Annotated in this window: 8 protein-coding genes; all 8 read left to right on the top strand. The window is 44.5% G+C overall.

Features of this window, described 5'->3' with window-relative positions; all coding sequences use genetic code 11:
* The first annotated feature begins 727 nt into the window (after positions 1–727).
* Positions 728–2,404, top strand: a complete 1,677-nt coding sequence (locus C233_RS0109445) for a glycoside hydrolase family 43 protein (RefSeq protein ID WP_425248234.1) — start codon at positions 728–730, stop codon at positions 2,402–2,404.
* A 267-nt stretch (positions 2,405–2,671) separates the two neighbouring features.
* Complete coding sequence (locus tag C233_RS0109450; RefSeq protein WP_025068711.1) at positions 2,672–5,830, top strand: SusC/RagA family TonB-linked outer membrane protein; 3,159 nt, start codon at positions 2,672–2,674, stop codon at positions 5,828–5,830.
* Positions 5,831–5,832: 2 nt separating this feature from the next.
* Positions 5,833–7,785, top strand: coding sequence for a RagB/SusD family nutrient uptake outer membrane protein (locus C233_RS0109455; RefSeq protein WP_026314808.1), 1,953 nt, complete (start codon positions 5,833–5,835; stop codon positions 7,783–7,785).
* Positions 7,786–7,829: 44 nt separating this feature from the next.
* The gene (locus C233_RS0109460) at positions 7,830–10,694 is read left to right on the top strand and encodes a SusC/RagA family TonB-linked outer membrane protein (protein WP_018667359.1); all 2,865 of its coding nucleotides are present in this window, start codon (positions 7,830–7,832) and stop codon (positions 10,692–10,694) included.
* Between the two features lie 18 nt (positions 10,695–10,712).
* A complete protein-coding gene (locus tag C233_RS0109465) occupies positions 10,713–12,521 on the top strand; it encodes a RagB/SusD family nutrient uptake outer membrane protein (RefSeq protein ID WP_025068716.1) in 1,809 nt (602 codons plus the stop codon).
* A gap of 27 nt (positions 12,522–12,548) precedes the next feature.
* Positions 12,549–13,595 carry a DUF5627 domain-containing protein gene (locus C233_RS0109470; RefSeq protein ID WP_081626112.1) on the top strand — a complete coding sequence of 349 codons (1,047 nt, stop codon included), beginning with the start codon at positions 12,549–12,551 and terminating at the stop codon, positions 13,593–13,595.
* An 11-nt stretch (positions 13,596–13,606) separates the two neighbouring features.
* Positions 13,607–15,763 carry an endo-1,4-beta-xylanase gene (locus C233_RS0109475; protein WP_018667362.1) on the top strand — a complete coding sequence of 719 codons (2,157 nt, stop codon included), beginning with the start codon at positions 13,607–13,609 and terminating at the stop codon, positions 15,761–15,763.
* 82 nt (positions 15,764–15,845) lie between these two features.
* Positions 15,846–16,988: an endo-1,4-beta-xylanase gene (locus C233_RS0109480; RefSeq protein WP_018667363.1), complete on the top strand. Its 1,143-nt coding sequence runs from the start codon at positions 15,846–15,848 to the stop codon at positions 16,986–16,988.
* Positions 16,989–17,201 lie beyond the last annotated feature (213 nt).

Below are 17,201 nucleotides of genomic sequence, written 5' to 3' on the forward strand. Positions count from 1 at the left end.
AAGATAATGCAAACCGAGAGCAGAATAAAATGAACTTGTTCATTTTTTATGCCGAGGTGCAGCTTATCTTCGCTTTTCTTGCAAAGATAATGTAATTTGCGGGCAGAAAAAATGAAACGGTTTATTTTATGAATAAAAAGTGCCCTCCTTTCTATCTTTTTGAGATGTATTCTTGAAAAAGGAAGTAAAAAATAGAGTATCGCTTCTTAAAATGTGTTATAAAGCATATTTTTTCTCTTGAATAATTTGCAGAAATACCAGAAGTACGTACATTTGCAATGTGTTTTTCATAGTATTAGATTTAAGGTTAACAAAGGTTGGAGTACAGCGGTACTCCTTTTTTTATTTTATACTTTTCTCTACTCATCTGGGTTTTCCATATTTCTTTTTTGATAATAAAATATGTTGTTCTGTATAAGTTGTTGATATATAGAATTATATGTCACGATATGTTACATATAAGACAAAGAATGTAACGTGAAAAGGAAAGATGCAATATTAGCAAAGAAACGTGTAACATGATTTTTTTTAGCTGTACAGGTGTGTTTGTACATTTGTTGCGGATAAGCCAGTTCTGATATAAAGAATTATTCATATTATGAAATACATAGGTATGAAAACGCATTTCTTTATATGGCTCGGAAATATTTGTTAATTATAAAATCGAGTTTTGATGAATAGAAAGTCTTTTTTCGCAATTTTATCGGCTTTGTTGATTGCTGCCGGCATGGGAGTGTTATGTTCTTGCAGTTTATCCCGGGCAAATGAGAAAACACCTGTTATCAAGGATTCTACAGCTCTTTTCGATTACTTTACCTATAAAGGTGATGATGATTTTTATAAAGAGAATCCGTTACCCGACGATGAATCTTTTTATAATCCGATTTTACCGGGGTGGTATTCGGACCCCAGTATATGTACTAATGGTGAAGGCGATTATTTCTTGGTAACTTCTACTTTTACTTATTTCCCGGGTGTGCCTATTTTTCACAGTAGGGATTTAGTCAATTGGAAGCAGGTGGGATATGTTCTCAATCGCCCTTCGCAGTTGGTTAACATGAAGGGACAACATGTGAGTGGTGGTATTTTTGCACCGGCTATTTCTTATAATCCGCATAATAAGACTTATTATATGGTAACGACCAATGTGGGAGCGGGGAATTTCTTTGTAAAAACTCAAGACCCTTTCGGAGAATGGTCTGAACCTATCATGTTGCCTGAAGTGGGCGGAATAGACCCGTCTTTTTTCTTTGACGAAGACGGAAAAGCTTATATCGTGAATAATGATGATGCTCCGGATAATAAACCGGAATATAGCGGACATCGTACAATTCGTATACAAGAGTTCGACGTAAAGTCGGATAGAACGGTTGGTCTCCGTAAAATATTGGTGAATAAAGGTGTACATCCGGAAGAAAAGCCTATTTGGATAGAAGGTCCTCATATGTATAAGATTAATGGAAAGTATTTCCTTATGGATGCAGAAGGCGGTACGAGTAATTGGCACTCTGAGGTTATTTTCCATGGGGATTCTCCAATGGGAACTTTCGTTCCTTGGACGAAAAATCCGATTCTGACGCAAAGGCATCTCAGTGCGGAGCGCCCTAATCCGGTTACTTGCGCCGGACATGCGGATTTGGTGCAGACAAAAGAGGGGGATTGGTGGGTTGTGTTTTTGGCATGTCGCCCTATTAGTAATAAGTTTGAGAATTTGGGACGTGAAACTTTCTTGATGCCGGTAAGGTGGAGTGAAGACGGTTTCCCTTACATAACGCAGGGGGATGAAACTGTTCCTATGATTTTGAAACGGGCGGGCGTGAAGCGTAATCCCGATGTTACTTTTGGTAATTTCGAAGAGGTTGAGAATTTTGACGATACTTCTTTAGGCATGCAGTGGATGACGTTGCGTGCTCCTGCCACAGATTTGTATTCTTTGTCTGACGCTCCGGGTTTTTTAACGTTGAAGTGTGCGAATGTCAGTGCTACGGAAAAAGATACTCCTGCTTTAGTGTGTCGCCGTATGCAACACCATAAGTTTGAATCTGCTACCCGTATGTTGTTCAATCCTTCTAATGATAGGGAGACAGCCGGTATGCTGTTGTTTAAAGATGAGACACATCAATATTTCCTCGGTATGGGTAAGGAAGGGGAAGGCAAATCGGTTTTCCTGAAACGGATTGGGGAATCTGAACAGGTGTTGGCATCTGATACTATTCCTGGAGATATAAAGGATATTCATTTGAAAGTCGTATCCGAAGGTACGTATTACGATTTCTATTATTCTTTAAAGGGAGGAGAAGACTGGGTATTGCTGTGTAAGAATGTTGATGCCAATTATTTATCTACGGCCACTGCTGGCGGATTTACCGGCAGTATGATAGGGTTGTATGCTACTTGTAATTAATGAATTTTTAATTAATGTAATATAAAGAATACTTTTTGTTACATGTGAAAAAGGTATGTAACATCTATGTGTAGTATAGGAAATGCTCCTATAAATTATTTTGTGTTTCATTGAATATATTTGTAAAAACGAAGGCAAATATATATAACTGTTAGCATTTATTAATCTAATACTAATAAAAATGAAATGTATGTACGATGATAGCTGAAGCTATTGAAAAACGACTGATGATTAGAGAACAATGTAGTTAATTAACATCTTAAACTAATGGTAATGAAAAATGTAACAAAAAAAAATCAAAAGATTCCTTATCTGTTTCTGCTTATGCTGTTCAGTTGTCTGACGGTGTCGGCACAAAGAGGAACAACGGTAAGGGGAACTGTTTTCGACAGTAACGGTGAGACAATCATTGGAGCCTCGGTAGTTTTAAAAGGTAATAATTCAATAGGTACAATTTCAGATATAGATGGTAATTTTATGTTGACTGTGCCCAATGAAAACTCTACTCTTATCGTTTCGTTTGTGGGAATGAAGTCCAAAGAGGTGAAAGCGACAAAAGGATTAATCAGGGTGACATTGGAGGACGACTCCCAGCAGTTGGAAGAAGTAGTGGTAGTAGGTTACGGTCAGCAGAAGAAGGCATCGGTGGTAGGTGCTATTACACAGACTACGGGTAAAGTGTTGGAACGTGCAGCAGGTATCTCGGACATTGGTGCAGCTTTGACCGGTAATCTGCCAGGCGTTGTTACTACTCAAGGTACCGGTATGCCTGGTGAAGAAGAACCGAAAATAACCATTCGCGGTGCAAGTTCATGGAATGACAATGAAGACCCGTTGGTTTTGGTGGACGGTATCGAGCGTCCTATGAATTCTGTAGATATTAGTTCGGTACAATCTATTTCTGTTTTAAAGGATGCATCGGCAACTGCTGTTTACGGTGTAAAAGGAGCCAATGGCGTAATTCTGGTAACGACAAAACGCGGTACGGAGGGTAGTGCAAAAATAGATGTTGGTTTCAACGCTACGCTGAAATCTCCTTCTAAATTGCCCAATAAGTATGATTCTTATGATGCATTGATGTTCCGTAATACGGCTATTGAACACGAGTTGGCTTTACGGCCTGATTCATGGGAGTATATTCGCCCCCAATCCTTCATCGAGAACTACCGTAATCAGACTACTGTTGAACAGAGGGAGCGTTATCCTAACGTAGACTGGCAAAAAGCCTTGTTTAAAGACAACACGATGTCTTATAATGCCAATATAAACATTAGCGGCGGTACGAAGTTTGTGAAGTATTTCGCTTCGGCCGATTACGTGCACGAAGGAGACCTCTTTAGAATTTACGATAACGGGCGTGATTATAATTCGGGTTATGGATACGACCGTATCAACGTACGTAGTAACTTGGACTTCAATATAACAAAGACCACTGTGTTGAAGGTGAATTTAGCCGGTTCTAATGCCATTCGTAAGGCTCCGTGGAGTAATACTGTAAATTCGGAGTGGCAGATTGGCCAGCAATGGTCAGGTGCATACAATATTGCTCCGGACGTATTCCTTCCACAATATTCTGACGGTAGCTGGGGTATGTATCCGCTTGTTTCCAACACTACCAATTCGGCGGAAAATATTTCTTTGGGCGGTACGATGCAGCTTACAACGATCCGCATTAATACCGACTTTACGTTGGAGCAAGATTTGAAGTTTATCACCAAAGGCCTTTCTGCCCGGGCTACAGTTTCCTGGGATAATGTTTTTGTAGAAAATAACCGTGGTATAAATGACTTGTATAATAGTGCACAGCACAAATGGATAGACCCGGATACCGGTCAGGAAAGATATGAACAATCCTATGATACCAATAATGGTTTCGACTGGACACAGGGAGTCAATTGGACTACTTCTCCCGGTGCTGTGGACAACAGCCAAACTGTTCGTAACCTTTATTATCAAGCACAATTGAACTGGGTTCGTAGTTTTGGCAACCACAATGTAACAGCCATGGGATTGTTCAGCCGTCAGGAGAATGCCCGAGGAAGCGTGATGCCTACTTATCGTGAAGACTGGGCTTTCCGTACTACATATAATTATGCCGACCGTTATTTTATTGAATATAACGGCGCATACAACGGTTCTGAGAAATTCAGTCCGGAGAACCGTTTCGCTTTTTTCAATTCCGGAGCTATCGGCTGGATGATTAGCGAAGAACCTTTCATGAAATTCTTCCGCGAGAAAAAGATAATAGACATGTTGAAAGTGCGTGCTTCTTATGGTGAAATCGGTTCCGACCAATTAGGTCCCGACCCGTTTGATTCGAGCCGTCGTTGGCTCTATATGAACCAGTGGGCATATGGCGGACATACGACGATGGACCTCAATCATACGGAAAGTATCTATACATGGTATCGGGAATCTGCTATTGGCAATAAAGACATTCAATGGGAAGTTGTGAAAAAGTTGAATATAGGTATAGACTATTCGCTCCTTGAAGGATTGTTTGCCGGTAGCGTAGAGTTTTTCCGCGATGTACGTTCCAATATCTTTGTTTATGGTGGCGACCGTTCTATCCCTTCTTATTTTGGTGGAACGCCCCCGTCGGTTAATAAAGGTAAGATTCGCACAAGCGGATATGAGCTGGAATTGCGTGTCAATAAAACTTTTGCTAACAATTTACGTGTTTGGGGAAATTTCAGTATGACACATGCCAAGAATAAGGTGCTTGTGAAAGACGACCAGGCTCTGCGCCCTGCATATCAAAAAGCAGCCGGACATGGCGTCAATCAGTACACCTCTTATATCGATGCCGGTTTTATCCAGAATTATGACCAGTTGTACGGTGCACCCGCTCACGATGCCAATGATTCGCAGAAACTGGTAGGCGACTACTATATTGTCGACTTCAACGGTGACGGTGTGGTGGACAACAAAGACCAGGCGCCTTATGGCTATACCAGCTCTCCTGAGAATACGTTTAATGCGACGGTTGGATTCGAATGGAAAGGCTTCAGTGCTTTTGCACAATTCTACGGTGTAACGAACGTAACCCGTGATGTTGCCCTCAATAGTTTTGGAAGCAAATTAAATACCGTGTTCGATAATGGTACATGGTGGTCGAAAGCTACTCCCAATGCAGATGTAGTTGTACCCCGTTGGAATTCTACACCGAGTTATAATGACGGAACTCAGTTCTTGTATGACGGTTCCTACATTCGTTTGAAGAATGTAGAGTTGGCCTATACCTGGAACAAAGGCTGGATTAAAAAGCTCGGATTAAGTAATTTAAAGATTTATATCAACGGCAATAATCTATGGTTATGGACGCGTATGCCGGACGACCGTGAAGCAAATCTCTCCGGAGCCGGTTATCTGGGTGCTTACCCTACGGTGAAGCGTTATAATTTAGGTATCAAATTCACATTATAATAATGAACAAGATGAAATATAATACATATAAAACTCTTTTTTATGCAGGCCTCTTGTCTTTCTCGGTAGGATTCTGTATGACATCTTGCGAGGATTATCTGGACAAAAGTCCGGAATCGACAGTGTCCGAGGACGATGCGTTCAAGAATTTCCGTAACTTTCAAGGGTTCATAGAGGAAATATACAACTGTATACCTGACAAAGAAAAGTGCAATTACTGTACATCCTGGAATTGGGGCGATGATGAAGTTTTCAATTCTATGGGCGATGCGCACATGACACATCAAGCCGATTTAGGCAACTTCCGTGCTTGGCAAACCAATGGTCAGTGCTGGTTGTATAGAGACCCCAGTACTCCGTCGTCTACCGATAAGTTCCAGCATTCTTTATGGCCTCATTCCTGGTATTGTATCCGTAAGGCCAATGTAGGTCTTGCCAATTTGGATAAATTAGTCGGTACTCAGGAAGAAAAAGACCTGATTGCCGGTCAACTTTATTTTTTCCGTGCATGGTGGCACTTTGAGTTGATGACCTATTGGGGCGGTTTGCCTTATATCGATTCGGTGCTCGATGCTACTCAGGAGCTGACCTTGCCCCGATTGAGTTATCAGGAATGTGCAGATAAAGCTGCGGCTGATTTCCGTCAGGCCGCCGACTTGTTGCCGATTGATTGGGATAAGACATCCACAGGTAAAGCTACGGAAGGCAAGAACCAGTTGCGCATTAATAAAATTATGGCATTGGGTTACCTCGGCAAAAACTATTTGTGGGCAGGGAGTCCTTTGATGAAGAACGGCGCGCAACTCGGAGGCGCCAATACATACAATTATGATGAAGAATATTGTAAAAAGGCTGCGGAAGCATTCGGTGAATTGCTTGCACTGGTAGAGAGCGGACAAACGCAATATGCACTTGCCGAGTTCAACTATACGAATGTTTACGACCATGAGAAAGCAAGCGATGCCAAAACCTGTTATTCCGATATTTTCTATACACGCCGCCAAGGTTGGCTGATGCCCGGTTCGGTCGAGGCAATATTCCGTGGACCTTCCGCCGATTACAATGGCAGTAACTGGAATATGACGAAACTCTGGGGACCGAAAGTCGCAGGTCTTGTTGCCCATGATAAGATTATACATTTGCCTACAGCGAATCTTGTAGAAATGTATGGCATGGCAAATGGCCTTCCGATTGACGACCCGAATTCCGGTTTCGATAAGAGATTTCCGTTCAAAAACAGAGACCCGCGTTTTTATCATGACATTGTATTCGACGGCTTCCATTATGTACTGGCGGAAGACAAACTGTCTGATGCACAAAAGCCCTATGCTTACTGTGACCTTTCCACAGGTTCGGATATGCGCTCGATAGACCTCGGCAGCCGTACCGGTTATTTCTTCCAGAAACTTGTTCCCCACACTTGTAATGAAGGCGACAAGGAATACGACTGGGGCAGTAACTTACATACCTATTTGCCGTATATGCGTTTGGCAGATATTTATTTGATGTATGCTGAAAGTTGTGCAGCCATTGGCGGTGCATCTGCCAAGTCCGATAATTGCACGCTTACCGCTCTCGATGCAATCAATAAGATTCGTGAGCGCTGCGGTGCGGAAGGTGTTCATACTTCCTATATAGCAGACAATAATAAGTTCATGGATGAAATTCGTCGCGAGCGTGCAGTGGAACTCTCTATGGAGGGCTTCCGTTTCAATGACCTCCAACGCTGGCTGTTGCTTTCCGAATCTCCTTACACAGAGAAATATTCTGTAGAATTCGACCGTGTAGAGAGCCCGGAATTCTATAAAACAAACGACCCAGCAGATGCAGAAGTTGCCAACTACCGCCATGAACTGATTGTGAAGCGCGTGTTCGGTACGAAGCATTACTGGTTCCCCTTACCCGACGATGATGTTTATCTGTATCCGGAGTTCGAACAAAATCCCGGTTGGTAATCGTGGAAAGCTACAAAGTATGTTTAACAATAAATGAATAAACAATGAAATATATACAAGCAAGATTCATTCTCTGTGCCATGCTGGCTGCCTCTCCGGTGTTTGCCAGTGCTCAGGCTGCAGATTGGAATGAAACCGATTCATTGACAAACAAAGAAGACCGGATGGTACAGGTCGCTTTCCGCAAGGTGGCTCAGAAAGACCTCTTGGGCGGTGTCTCTGTGGTCGATGTAGAGGAACTTACGAAAAAGAATTATAACACCTACAGTTTGGACAATATGCAAGGATACATCGGCGGTTGGAATGGAAACTCACTGTGGGGCATGGACGGAGATAACGCCGGTTATCTGGTACTGGTCGATGGCGTACCCCGTGATGCGGATAATGTGATGCCTTCCGAGATAGCCCAGATTTCATTCTTGAAAGGTGCGCAGGCCGTAGTCCTTTACGGTAGCAAGGCTGCTAAAGGTGCGATAGTAATTACTACCAAACGCGGCAATGTGGAGGGGTTGAACGTGAGTGTCAGGGCCAATACCGGGGTTCATGTAGCTAAGGCATATCCTGAATATCTGGGCTCTGCCGAATATATGACCCTTTACAACGAGGCGCTTTTGAATGACGACCCTACTGCAAAGCCCCTTTATACGGCAGAGCAGATTTACAATCACGGTTCGGGATTGAATCCTTACCGTTATCCTAATATCAATTACTATTCTTCGGATTATGTAAAGAAAGTATATAACCGTTCGGAAGTAACGGCAGAGATTACCGGTGGCGGTAAACGTGCACGTTTTTACAGCAATGTGAGCTACTACCGCAATGGTGATTTCCTGAACTTCGGCGAGGCCAAAAATAATATGACAGACCGTTTCAACGTGCGCGGTAATGTAGATGTGGATATCAATAGCTTTATCAGCGCTTACATCAATGCTAATGCCACATTCTATAATTCGAAAAGCGCAAAGGGCGATTTCTGGAATGCTGCGGCAACGATGCGTCCTAACTTCCCGCAAAATGCGGCTCCGCTTATTCCGCTGGACATGGTTGACCCCAATGCTTCGGCTGCGTGGGATTTGTTGAGTACAACTTCCAATATCATCGACGGTAAGTACTTCTTATCCGGTAGCCAGGCCAATCCTACCAATGCGTTCGCTGACAGCTATGCAGCAGGAAGCAGTAAATGGACAAGCCGCCAGTTCCAATTCGATACGGGTGTGAATGTCAACCTGGACAAAGTTTTGAAAGGCCTTTCTTTCAATGCGATGTTTGCGGTAGACTATGCTACTTCCTATTCAACCTCTTTTGACAACAACTATGCGGTATTCATCCCTACATGGGCTAATTATGGTGGAAAAGATGTCATTGTAGCGCTTACCAAAGAAGGTAATGATGAAAAGCCGGGAACCCAGAACGTAGGCGGAAGCGCTGATAAGCAGACGATTGCATTCTCCGGACAATTCAATTATCAGAATACATTCAAGAAGCGTCATAACGTATCGGCTATGCTTATAGCCAATGGTTATCAGCAGACAATCTCCGCCCAATACCACCGTATCAGTAATGCTAATCTGGCATTACAGCTCGGATATAATTACCAACAGCGCTATTATGCGGATTTCGGTGCGGCATTGATTCATTCGGCAAAACTTGCCGAAGGACATCGCCAGGCTCTTTCCCCTTCGCTGACATTGGGGTGGCGTCTGAGTAGCGAGAGCTTCCTGAAAGACTCTCCCGTTGTTGATGATTTGTTGTTCAGCGTATCGGGTAGTATCCTCAATCAGGATATCGACTTGGTAATGGGCGAAAACGAGTTCTACCTTTACGAATCGGTGTGGACTCAAAATGACGGTTATTCGTGGTACGATGGTCCGTCGGGTAAATACACAATCTCCACCAGAGGGCAGAACGACGACCTTTCTTTTATCAAGCGCAAAGAGTTTTCTGCAAACTTGAGGACATCGCTTTGGAACAAGCTGATTACGGCGGACGCATCATTCTTCATTAACTCCACCGAGGGATACCTGATTAATCAGCCCACATTCTTCCCGTCTCATCTCAACACCGGTTATCCTGCAGCGTCATTCATGGCTATTATGAATTATAACAATAACCGCCGCATAGGATTTGATTTCAGTGTGAATGCCAACAAACGTTTCGGAGAGGTCGATTTGTCGCTTGGCGTATCGGGAACATACTATGACACTAAAATTACCAAACGCGATGAAATTTACGATGATGCTTACCGGTATCGCGAAGGCAAACCCGTTGACGGTATCTGGGGGCTTCAGAGTGCAGGATTGTTCCAAAGCAAAGAAGAAATCGCAGATAGCCCTGAACAAAAACTGGGTAGCACAGTCCAACCGGGCGATATTAAATATGTCGACCAGAACGGAGACGGTGTGATTGATGATAAAGACGAGGTTTATTTAGGCAAGGGAGGTTGGTACGGTTCACCCTTCACGCTCGGTATCAACTTTACGGCTAAGTGGAAGAACTTTACATTTTTTGCGTTGGGAACAGGCGGTTTCGGTGCTTACGGCATGAAGGACAGTTCTTATTATTGGGTGGATGGCGACGACAAATACTCGGCTGTGGTACGTAACCGTTGGACCGAGGCAACTGCCGCTACCGCAACTTATCCGCGTTTGTCGGCTAAAAGCTCCAGCAATAATTTCCGTACTTCGGACTATTGGATGTATAAAGCCAACCGTTTCGATTTGGCGAAGGTACAGATTACCTACGATTTGCCCAAACGCATATTGCGCAACACCTTCATCAGAGAATTCTCTGCTTACGTAAGCGGTGCAAACCTGCTTACAATCTCGAAGGAGCGCAAACATATGGAAATGAACGTGGGTAGTGCTCCACAAACCAGATTCTACAATATTGGTGTAAAAGCAGTATTTTAATTTAAAAAGACGGAACAAATGAAACTAAGAAATATCATATTATCTACAGTTCTATTGGCTACCCTTTCTGCTTGCGAGGACCTTTTCGAACCTGCCAAGGAGAACAACCGCGGTGTCGAGGAGATGCTTACGGACCCTAATTATGCAGCCGGTCTGTTAGGTTACGGCTATGCCATGCTGCCGTATGACAACTTCAGCGTGAGCGATGTAGCTACGGACGATGCGGTGACCAATGACAAGGAAAGCAGTTATTCCAAAATGGCTCTCGGTGCATGGGCTTCAAACAATAACCCTATGGAACAATGGCAGGCACGCAAAGCTGCCATACAATACCTCAATACATTTTTAGGAATTGTAGACCAGGTAAGTTGGGCAAAAAACGAGGTGACGAATAAGATGTTCATCGACAAACTCAGCGGAGAAGCTTATGCGCTCCGTGCCCTGAACTATTACTATCTGCTAATGGCACATGGCGGTTGGACGGAAGACGGCGAATTGCTGGGTGTACCGATACTTCTCGAACCCGAAAACACCAATTCCGACTTTAACCAGGCGCGTGCACCTTTCAGCGAATGCGTAGAACAAATATTCGAAGATTTGGAACTGGCCTCCGAACTTCTGCCGTTGGATTATGAAAATATCAACAGCGATGCGGAAGTGCCTGCCAAATACAAGGAAATCGGCGCCCAGTTGGGAAATTACAATCTTGTCTTCGGCACTTATCAGCGGGGACGTCTTACGGCAAGAATTGCCGAGGCTATCAAGGCACAGGTAGCATTGCTTGCAGCCAGCCCTGCTTACAGAGAAGGCTCTGGGGTTACCTCGGAAACCGCAGCGAACTATGCAGCTACGGTACTGAACCGTATTGGCGGAGTATCGGGACTCGACCCTGTTGGCAATACTTGGTACATGAATACGGCCGAACTCGACGGTTTGGGTTCGGGCGAAGTTACTGCCGAGATACTTTGGAGGGGAAACAAGAGTATCGGAACAGAGGACTGGGATATAGGTATCAAGCAGGAAAAAGACAATTTCCCCCCTACATTTTATGGCAGCGGGCGTATCAACCCCACCCAGAATCTGGTAGATGCTTTCCCTATGGTAAACGGTTACCCCATTGACGATAAAGCCAATAGCGGTTATTCGGCCAACGACCCTTACGTAGACCGTGACCCTCGCCTGGAGAAATACATCCTGTTCAACGGTTCCGAGTTTAAAGACAAGACCATTATTACCGGCCTTTATCCTGATGCGGACAATAAGCAGGATAACGGTCTGAACCAGTTGAGCACTTCCACACGTACAGGCTATTACATGCGTAAGTTGTTGCGCGAAGATTGCAATGCCAATCCCAGTTCGCTCAATGCCAAATATCATATTCCCGTCCGTATCCGCTACACGGAAATATTCCTGGCCTATGCCGAAGCAGCGAACGATGCTTGGGGGCCGACAGGTATAGGTGGCAATACGTATAGCGCTTACGATGTGATAAAAGCTATCCGTGCCCGTGGCGGAGTAGGAACAGGTAATGGAGATGCCTACTTGGAGAGCATCAAAGGAGACAAGGACAAAATGACCCAGCTTATCCGTAACGAACGCCGCATAGAACTTTGTTTCGAGAACAAGCGCTTTTGGGACATCCGTCGCTGGAAGATGCCTTTGGACGAGAAAGCCAAGGGCATGCAGATAGAGAAAACGGGTGAAAGTTTGAGCTACAAAGTGATTGATGTAGAAGAGAGAAACTACAAAGATTATATGTACTATGGTCCTATTCCTTACAATGAAGTATTGAAATGGAGCAATCTGCAACAAAATAAAGGCTGGTAATCTCATAATTATAAAATGCAAAAAACAATGGAAATGAAACTATATAAATTTTTATCTATAATGGCTTTGGGGAGCGTAGCATTTGCTTTTTCTTCATGCGAGAATGGCGACAGGTCTTTCCCCGACTACGAAGGCGGCACTTCAGTGTATTTCGCCTACCAGTATCCGGTACGTACGATAGTGCTTGGCAATGACGAAATTGTGGATAACTCCCTCGACCGCCAGCACAAATGCGCAATCTATGCTACCATGGGAGGAGCCTATGGCGGCAGGGATATTACGATAGACATTGCTGTGGACAATACGCTTTGCGACAACCTCTTTTTCGAAGACGGTTCGCCGGTATTGGCTATGCCTTCTACGCATTACACACTTGCCGGCGATAAAATCAATTACAATGGCGAACATTGGGGCAATGTAGAGGTACAACTCACAGATGCTTTCTTTGCCGATGAAAAATCGTTGGAGTGCAACTATGTTATTCCCGTAGTAATGAAGGGACAAACCGGGGCAGACCGTATCCTTACCGGTACTCCTCTGATTGAGAATGATGAGCCGGCACGTACCAATTCGGATTATTGGAGTGTGCTGCCTATGGATTACGTCCTTTATTGCGTGAAATATATGAATCCGTGGCATGCCTCCTATCTGCGCCGCGGAGTAGACAAGATTACAGAAAACGGAGAGGTGACAACCTCGGTACGTCATGCCGAATCGGTAGAAAAAGACGAAGTATGCAGTATTACTACCCGTTCATTGGATACGGCTGTATTCCCCGTCAGTACGACCGATGTTAACGGTACGACCGTGAGCTGCGATTTGTTGTTGACATTCAATGATAAGAATGAATGTACCATAACTTCGGGTACGACAGGAATTTCGGCCACAGGTTCCGGTAAGTTCGTGGAGGACGGCGAGAAGAAAGCATGGGGCAACAAAGACCGCGACGCTATCTACCTCGAGTACAACGTAGATTTCGGCATCAAGCAGGTTGTTACGAAAGACACATTGGTGCTGCAAACGCGCGGAACTAATAAGTTGGAGGTGTTTACCCCTAAGTATATAGCTAATTAAATTTTGGAGATATGATTATGAAAAATAGCATAAGTAAATATATAGGTTTGGTTTTGCTGTTTGTTTTAGCCTCTTGTGCCGACGATAAGTTTGTCGAATTTAAGACGGATAAACCGGAAAGCATTGCCCAATACGAATATCTCAATGCATACGATGCATTGAAAACATATATAGACCGCAGCACCCATCCCAACTTCAAGTTGGGAGCGGGTATCACGGCGAGCGAGTTCCTGAAAGGAGAAATGGTCCGTAGCATGGCCATTGCCAACTTCGATGAAATGGTGGCGGGCAATGCCATGAAATATGCGTCGTGCGTGGCAGATGACGGTACGCTGGACTTTTCAACGGTAACGAAATTTGTGGATGCAGCCAAAACGGCAGGTTTGACGGTTTACGGGCATACGCTTTGCTGGCACTCGCAACAGAACAATAAGTATCTGAATAGCCTGATTGCAGATGAGGAAATAGAAGTCGACCCGGATGCGAAAGAAGAAGTCGAAGATGCTTTTGTAGACTACTCAACTCTTACTAACTATACGTACTGGAGCCAAGGTACTGACAGGATTGGAATCGAAAACGGGGCATTGAGTGTGGTTAACAATTCGGTAAGGCCGAATTTCTATGAAGTACAATACCATATCGCTGACGGCGTTCCCACCGTAGAAGGAACAACCTATAAGATAACATTGAACATTAAGGGTACATCCGCAGCTCAGATTACTTTGGTCTTTGGAGATTGGAGCAACCAATCCAGCACGAAAATAAACATTACCGATGAATACCAGGAAGTCCCCGTCGAGTTAGTCGGCAAAAGCTCTTCGAGCTTCGTAATGTTACAGTCCGGCGATTTTGTAGGGACTATAGATATAAAAAGCGTGAAAGTATCCCATATGGAAGCAGTGGGAGGCGTGATGACAAATGTATATGTAGTAGAAGACGATTTCTCCAGCGATAATATGATTGGTTGGGGTAATAATTCCACCCGGGTGGTAAATAATGGAGTAATGGGACTGACGAATCCCTCTGCCGTAAATGCATGGGAGACACAGGCTGGTTATGATTTCTCGTCCGCGTTAACCGAAGGGACTACCTATTTCCTGAAAATGAAGATTAAAGGCAGTGTGGCAGGTAGCATCGGAGCGGCTTTCCAGAAAGTCGAAGGATATGAAGGGCGGGGAGACTTCCCTTCCATATCGATTACGACAGACTGGCAGGAAATTACGGTAAGTACAAACTGTACGGGTGATGCCGCTACCCGTTTCCTCTTCAACTATGGTACATATGTCGGTACTATCTATCTTGACGAATTGTCCATTTACTGGCAGAAATCAAGTAATAGTATTCCTTTGACTCCGGAAGAAAAGAAAGAAAACCTCACCAATGAACTCGAACGCTGGATTAAAGGCATGATGGAAGCCTGCGGCGGTTATGTAACCGCATGGGATGTCGTAAACGAGCCTGTCTCCGGCGGCGGAAACGACGGCAACGGCAATTATGCCCTCCAGTCGGCTACCAATCCGGACGACAACGGAGTAGGAGGAGAGAACTTCTACTGGCAAGATTTCTTGGGAGACGATTATGCCCGGATTCCGATTAAGTTCGCCCGTAAATATTTTGCGGAATACGGCGGCAATCCCGGAGACTTGAAACTCTTCGTCAATGATTATAATCTGGAGTCCTGGTGGGATGATAATAAGAAAGTAAAGAGCTTGATTAATTGGATTGAACGTTGGGAGTCCGACGGTGAAACCAAGATTGACGGTATCGGCACACAGATGCATGTCAGCTATATCCTGAACGAGGATGACCAGAAGAAGCAGGAAGAATCCATAGTCAAGATGTTCGAATTGCTGGCAGCAAGCGGCAAGCTGATTAAGATAACGGAACTGGATATGGGTATTGTAGAGAAAGCATTCGGCGAAGGTATCAAGACGGAACTTGTTACTTTTGAACAACAGTTGAAGATGTCCGAATTCTACAAATTCATTATTCAGAAATACTTTGAAATCATTCCGGTTGCACAGCAGTATGGCATTACACAGTGGTCTACCACGGATAGTCCTGCCGATTCAGGGTGGAGAAAGGGAGAACCTATCGGTCTTTGGGATGCAAACTATAACCGTAAGCCTACTTATGAAGGATTCTTGGAGGGACTCTCTGGAAAATAATCCGGTGTTCTTGCCATAGGTTACACGGATTTTCACAGATTATCTACTTTGACAATCGTAAATTGTATAAACAAAGAATGACATGAAAAACAGAAAGATACTATTGGTATTGCTGGTAAGCCTTGCCTTAAACTCCTGCACCTCCCGTGTTGCAACGGAGACGGAAGCCTCCTTGAAAGGCGTACTGGGCGACAAGTTCCTTATCGGCGCAGCCTTGAACACCCGCCAGTCGTCCGGCCTCGACACGGCCGCCGTACGGATTGTAAAGAGGCATTTCAACTCTATCGTTGCCGAGAACTGCATGAAGTGCCAGACTATTCATCCCGAGGAAGACCGTTATGACTTCCGCCAGGCCGACGAGTTCGTTAAGTTCGGCGAAGATAACGGGATGTACATCATCGGGCATTGCCTTATCTGGCATTCGCAGCTCGCCCCGTGGTTCTGTGTAGACAAGGAAGGCAAGAATGTTTCGCCCGAAGTCCTCAAACAACGGATGAAGGAGCACATCACGACTATCGTCAGCCGCTATAAAGGGCGCATCAAGGGTTGGGATGTCGTGAACGAGGCTATTCTGGACGACGGTTCTTACCGTAAGAGCAAGTTCTACGAAATATTGGGCGAGGATTTTATTCCCCTTGCTTTCCAGTACGCCCACGAAGCCGACCCCGATGCCGAGCTGTACTACAACGATTATAACATGCATTCCCCCGGCAAACGCGATGCTGTGGTGAAGCTGGTTAAGGATATGAAGTCTAAGGGGTTGCGTGTGGATGCAGTCGGTATGCAAGGTCATGTGGGTCTCGACTATCCTTCCATGAAAGATTTCGAGTCCAGCATGCTCGCTTTCGGTTCTACAGGTGTCAAGGTAATGATAACTGAGTGGGATATGAGTGCCCTTCCTACCTTGAACCGTACTGCCAATATCTCCGATACGGTGGCTTATAAGCAGATGCTCAACCCTTATCCCGATTCGTTGCCCGACAGTATTTCCCGGCAATGGAACGAGCGTATGTCGGGTTTTCTCAATCTCTTTATCAAGCATTCTGATATCGTGAGCCGTGTTACTGCCTGGGGTGTTAGCGACGGTGATTCCTGGAAGAACGATTTCCCTGTACGTGGTCGGAAAGATTACGCTTTGCTGTTCGACCGCGACTATCAGCCCAAGGACTTTATCAAAGATTTACTTAAGAAAGAAAAAACATTCAGTTCCGAGAAACTGGATTAATTTGTGCATTTTATAATGAGAATCCTGCATTTTCTGTGAAGAAAGTGCAGGAGCACAAAACAAAACTTCATATTTCCTCCCCGTAGATGCGGCTGCTATTATAATGACATGTGTAAGGCATCCGATACGTTTTCCTCGTTAACCCTACTTTCCGCCGGCATACGGCATTGCCTTGCATAGACTGTTTATACTTCCTTGTTTGCCGCCTTTGCA

This window comes from Bacteroides gallinarum DSM 18171 = JCM 13658, from assembly GCF_000374365.1.
Lineage (GTDB): Bacteria > Bacteroidota > Bacteroidia > Bacteroidales > Bacteroidaceae > Bacteroides > Bacteroides gallinarum.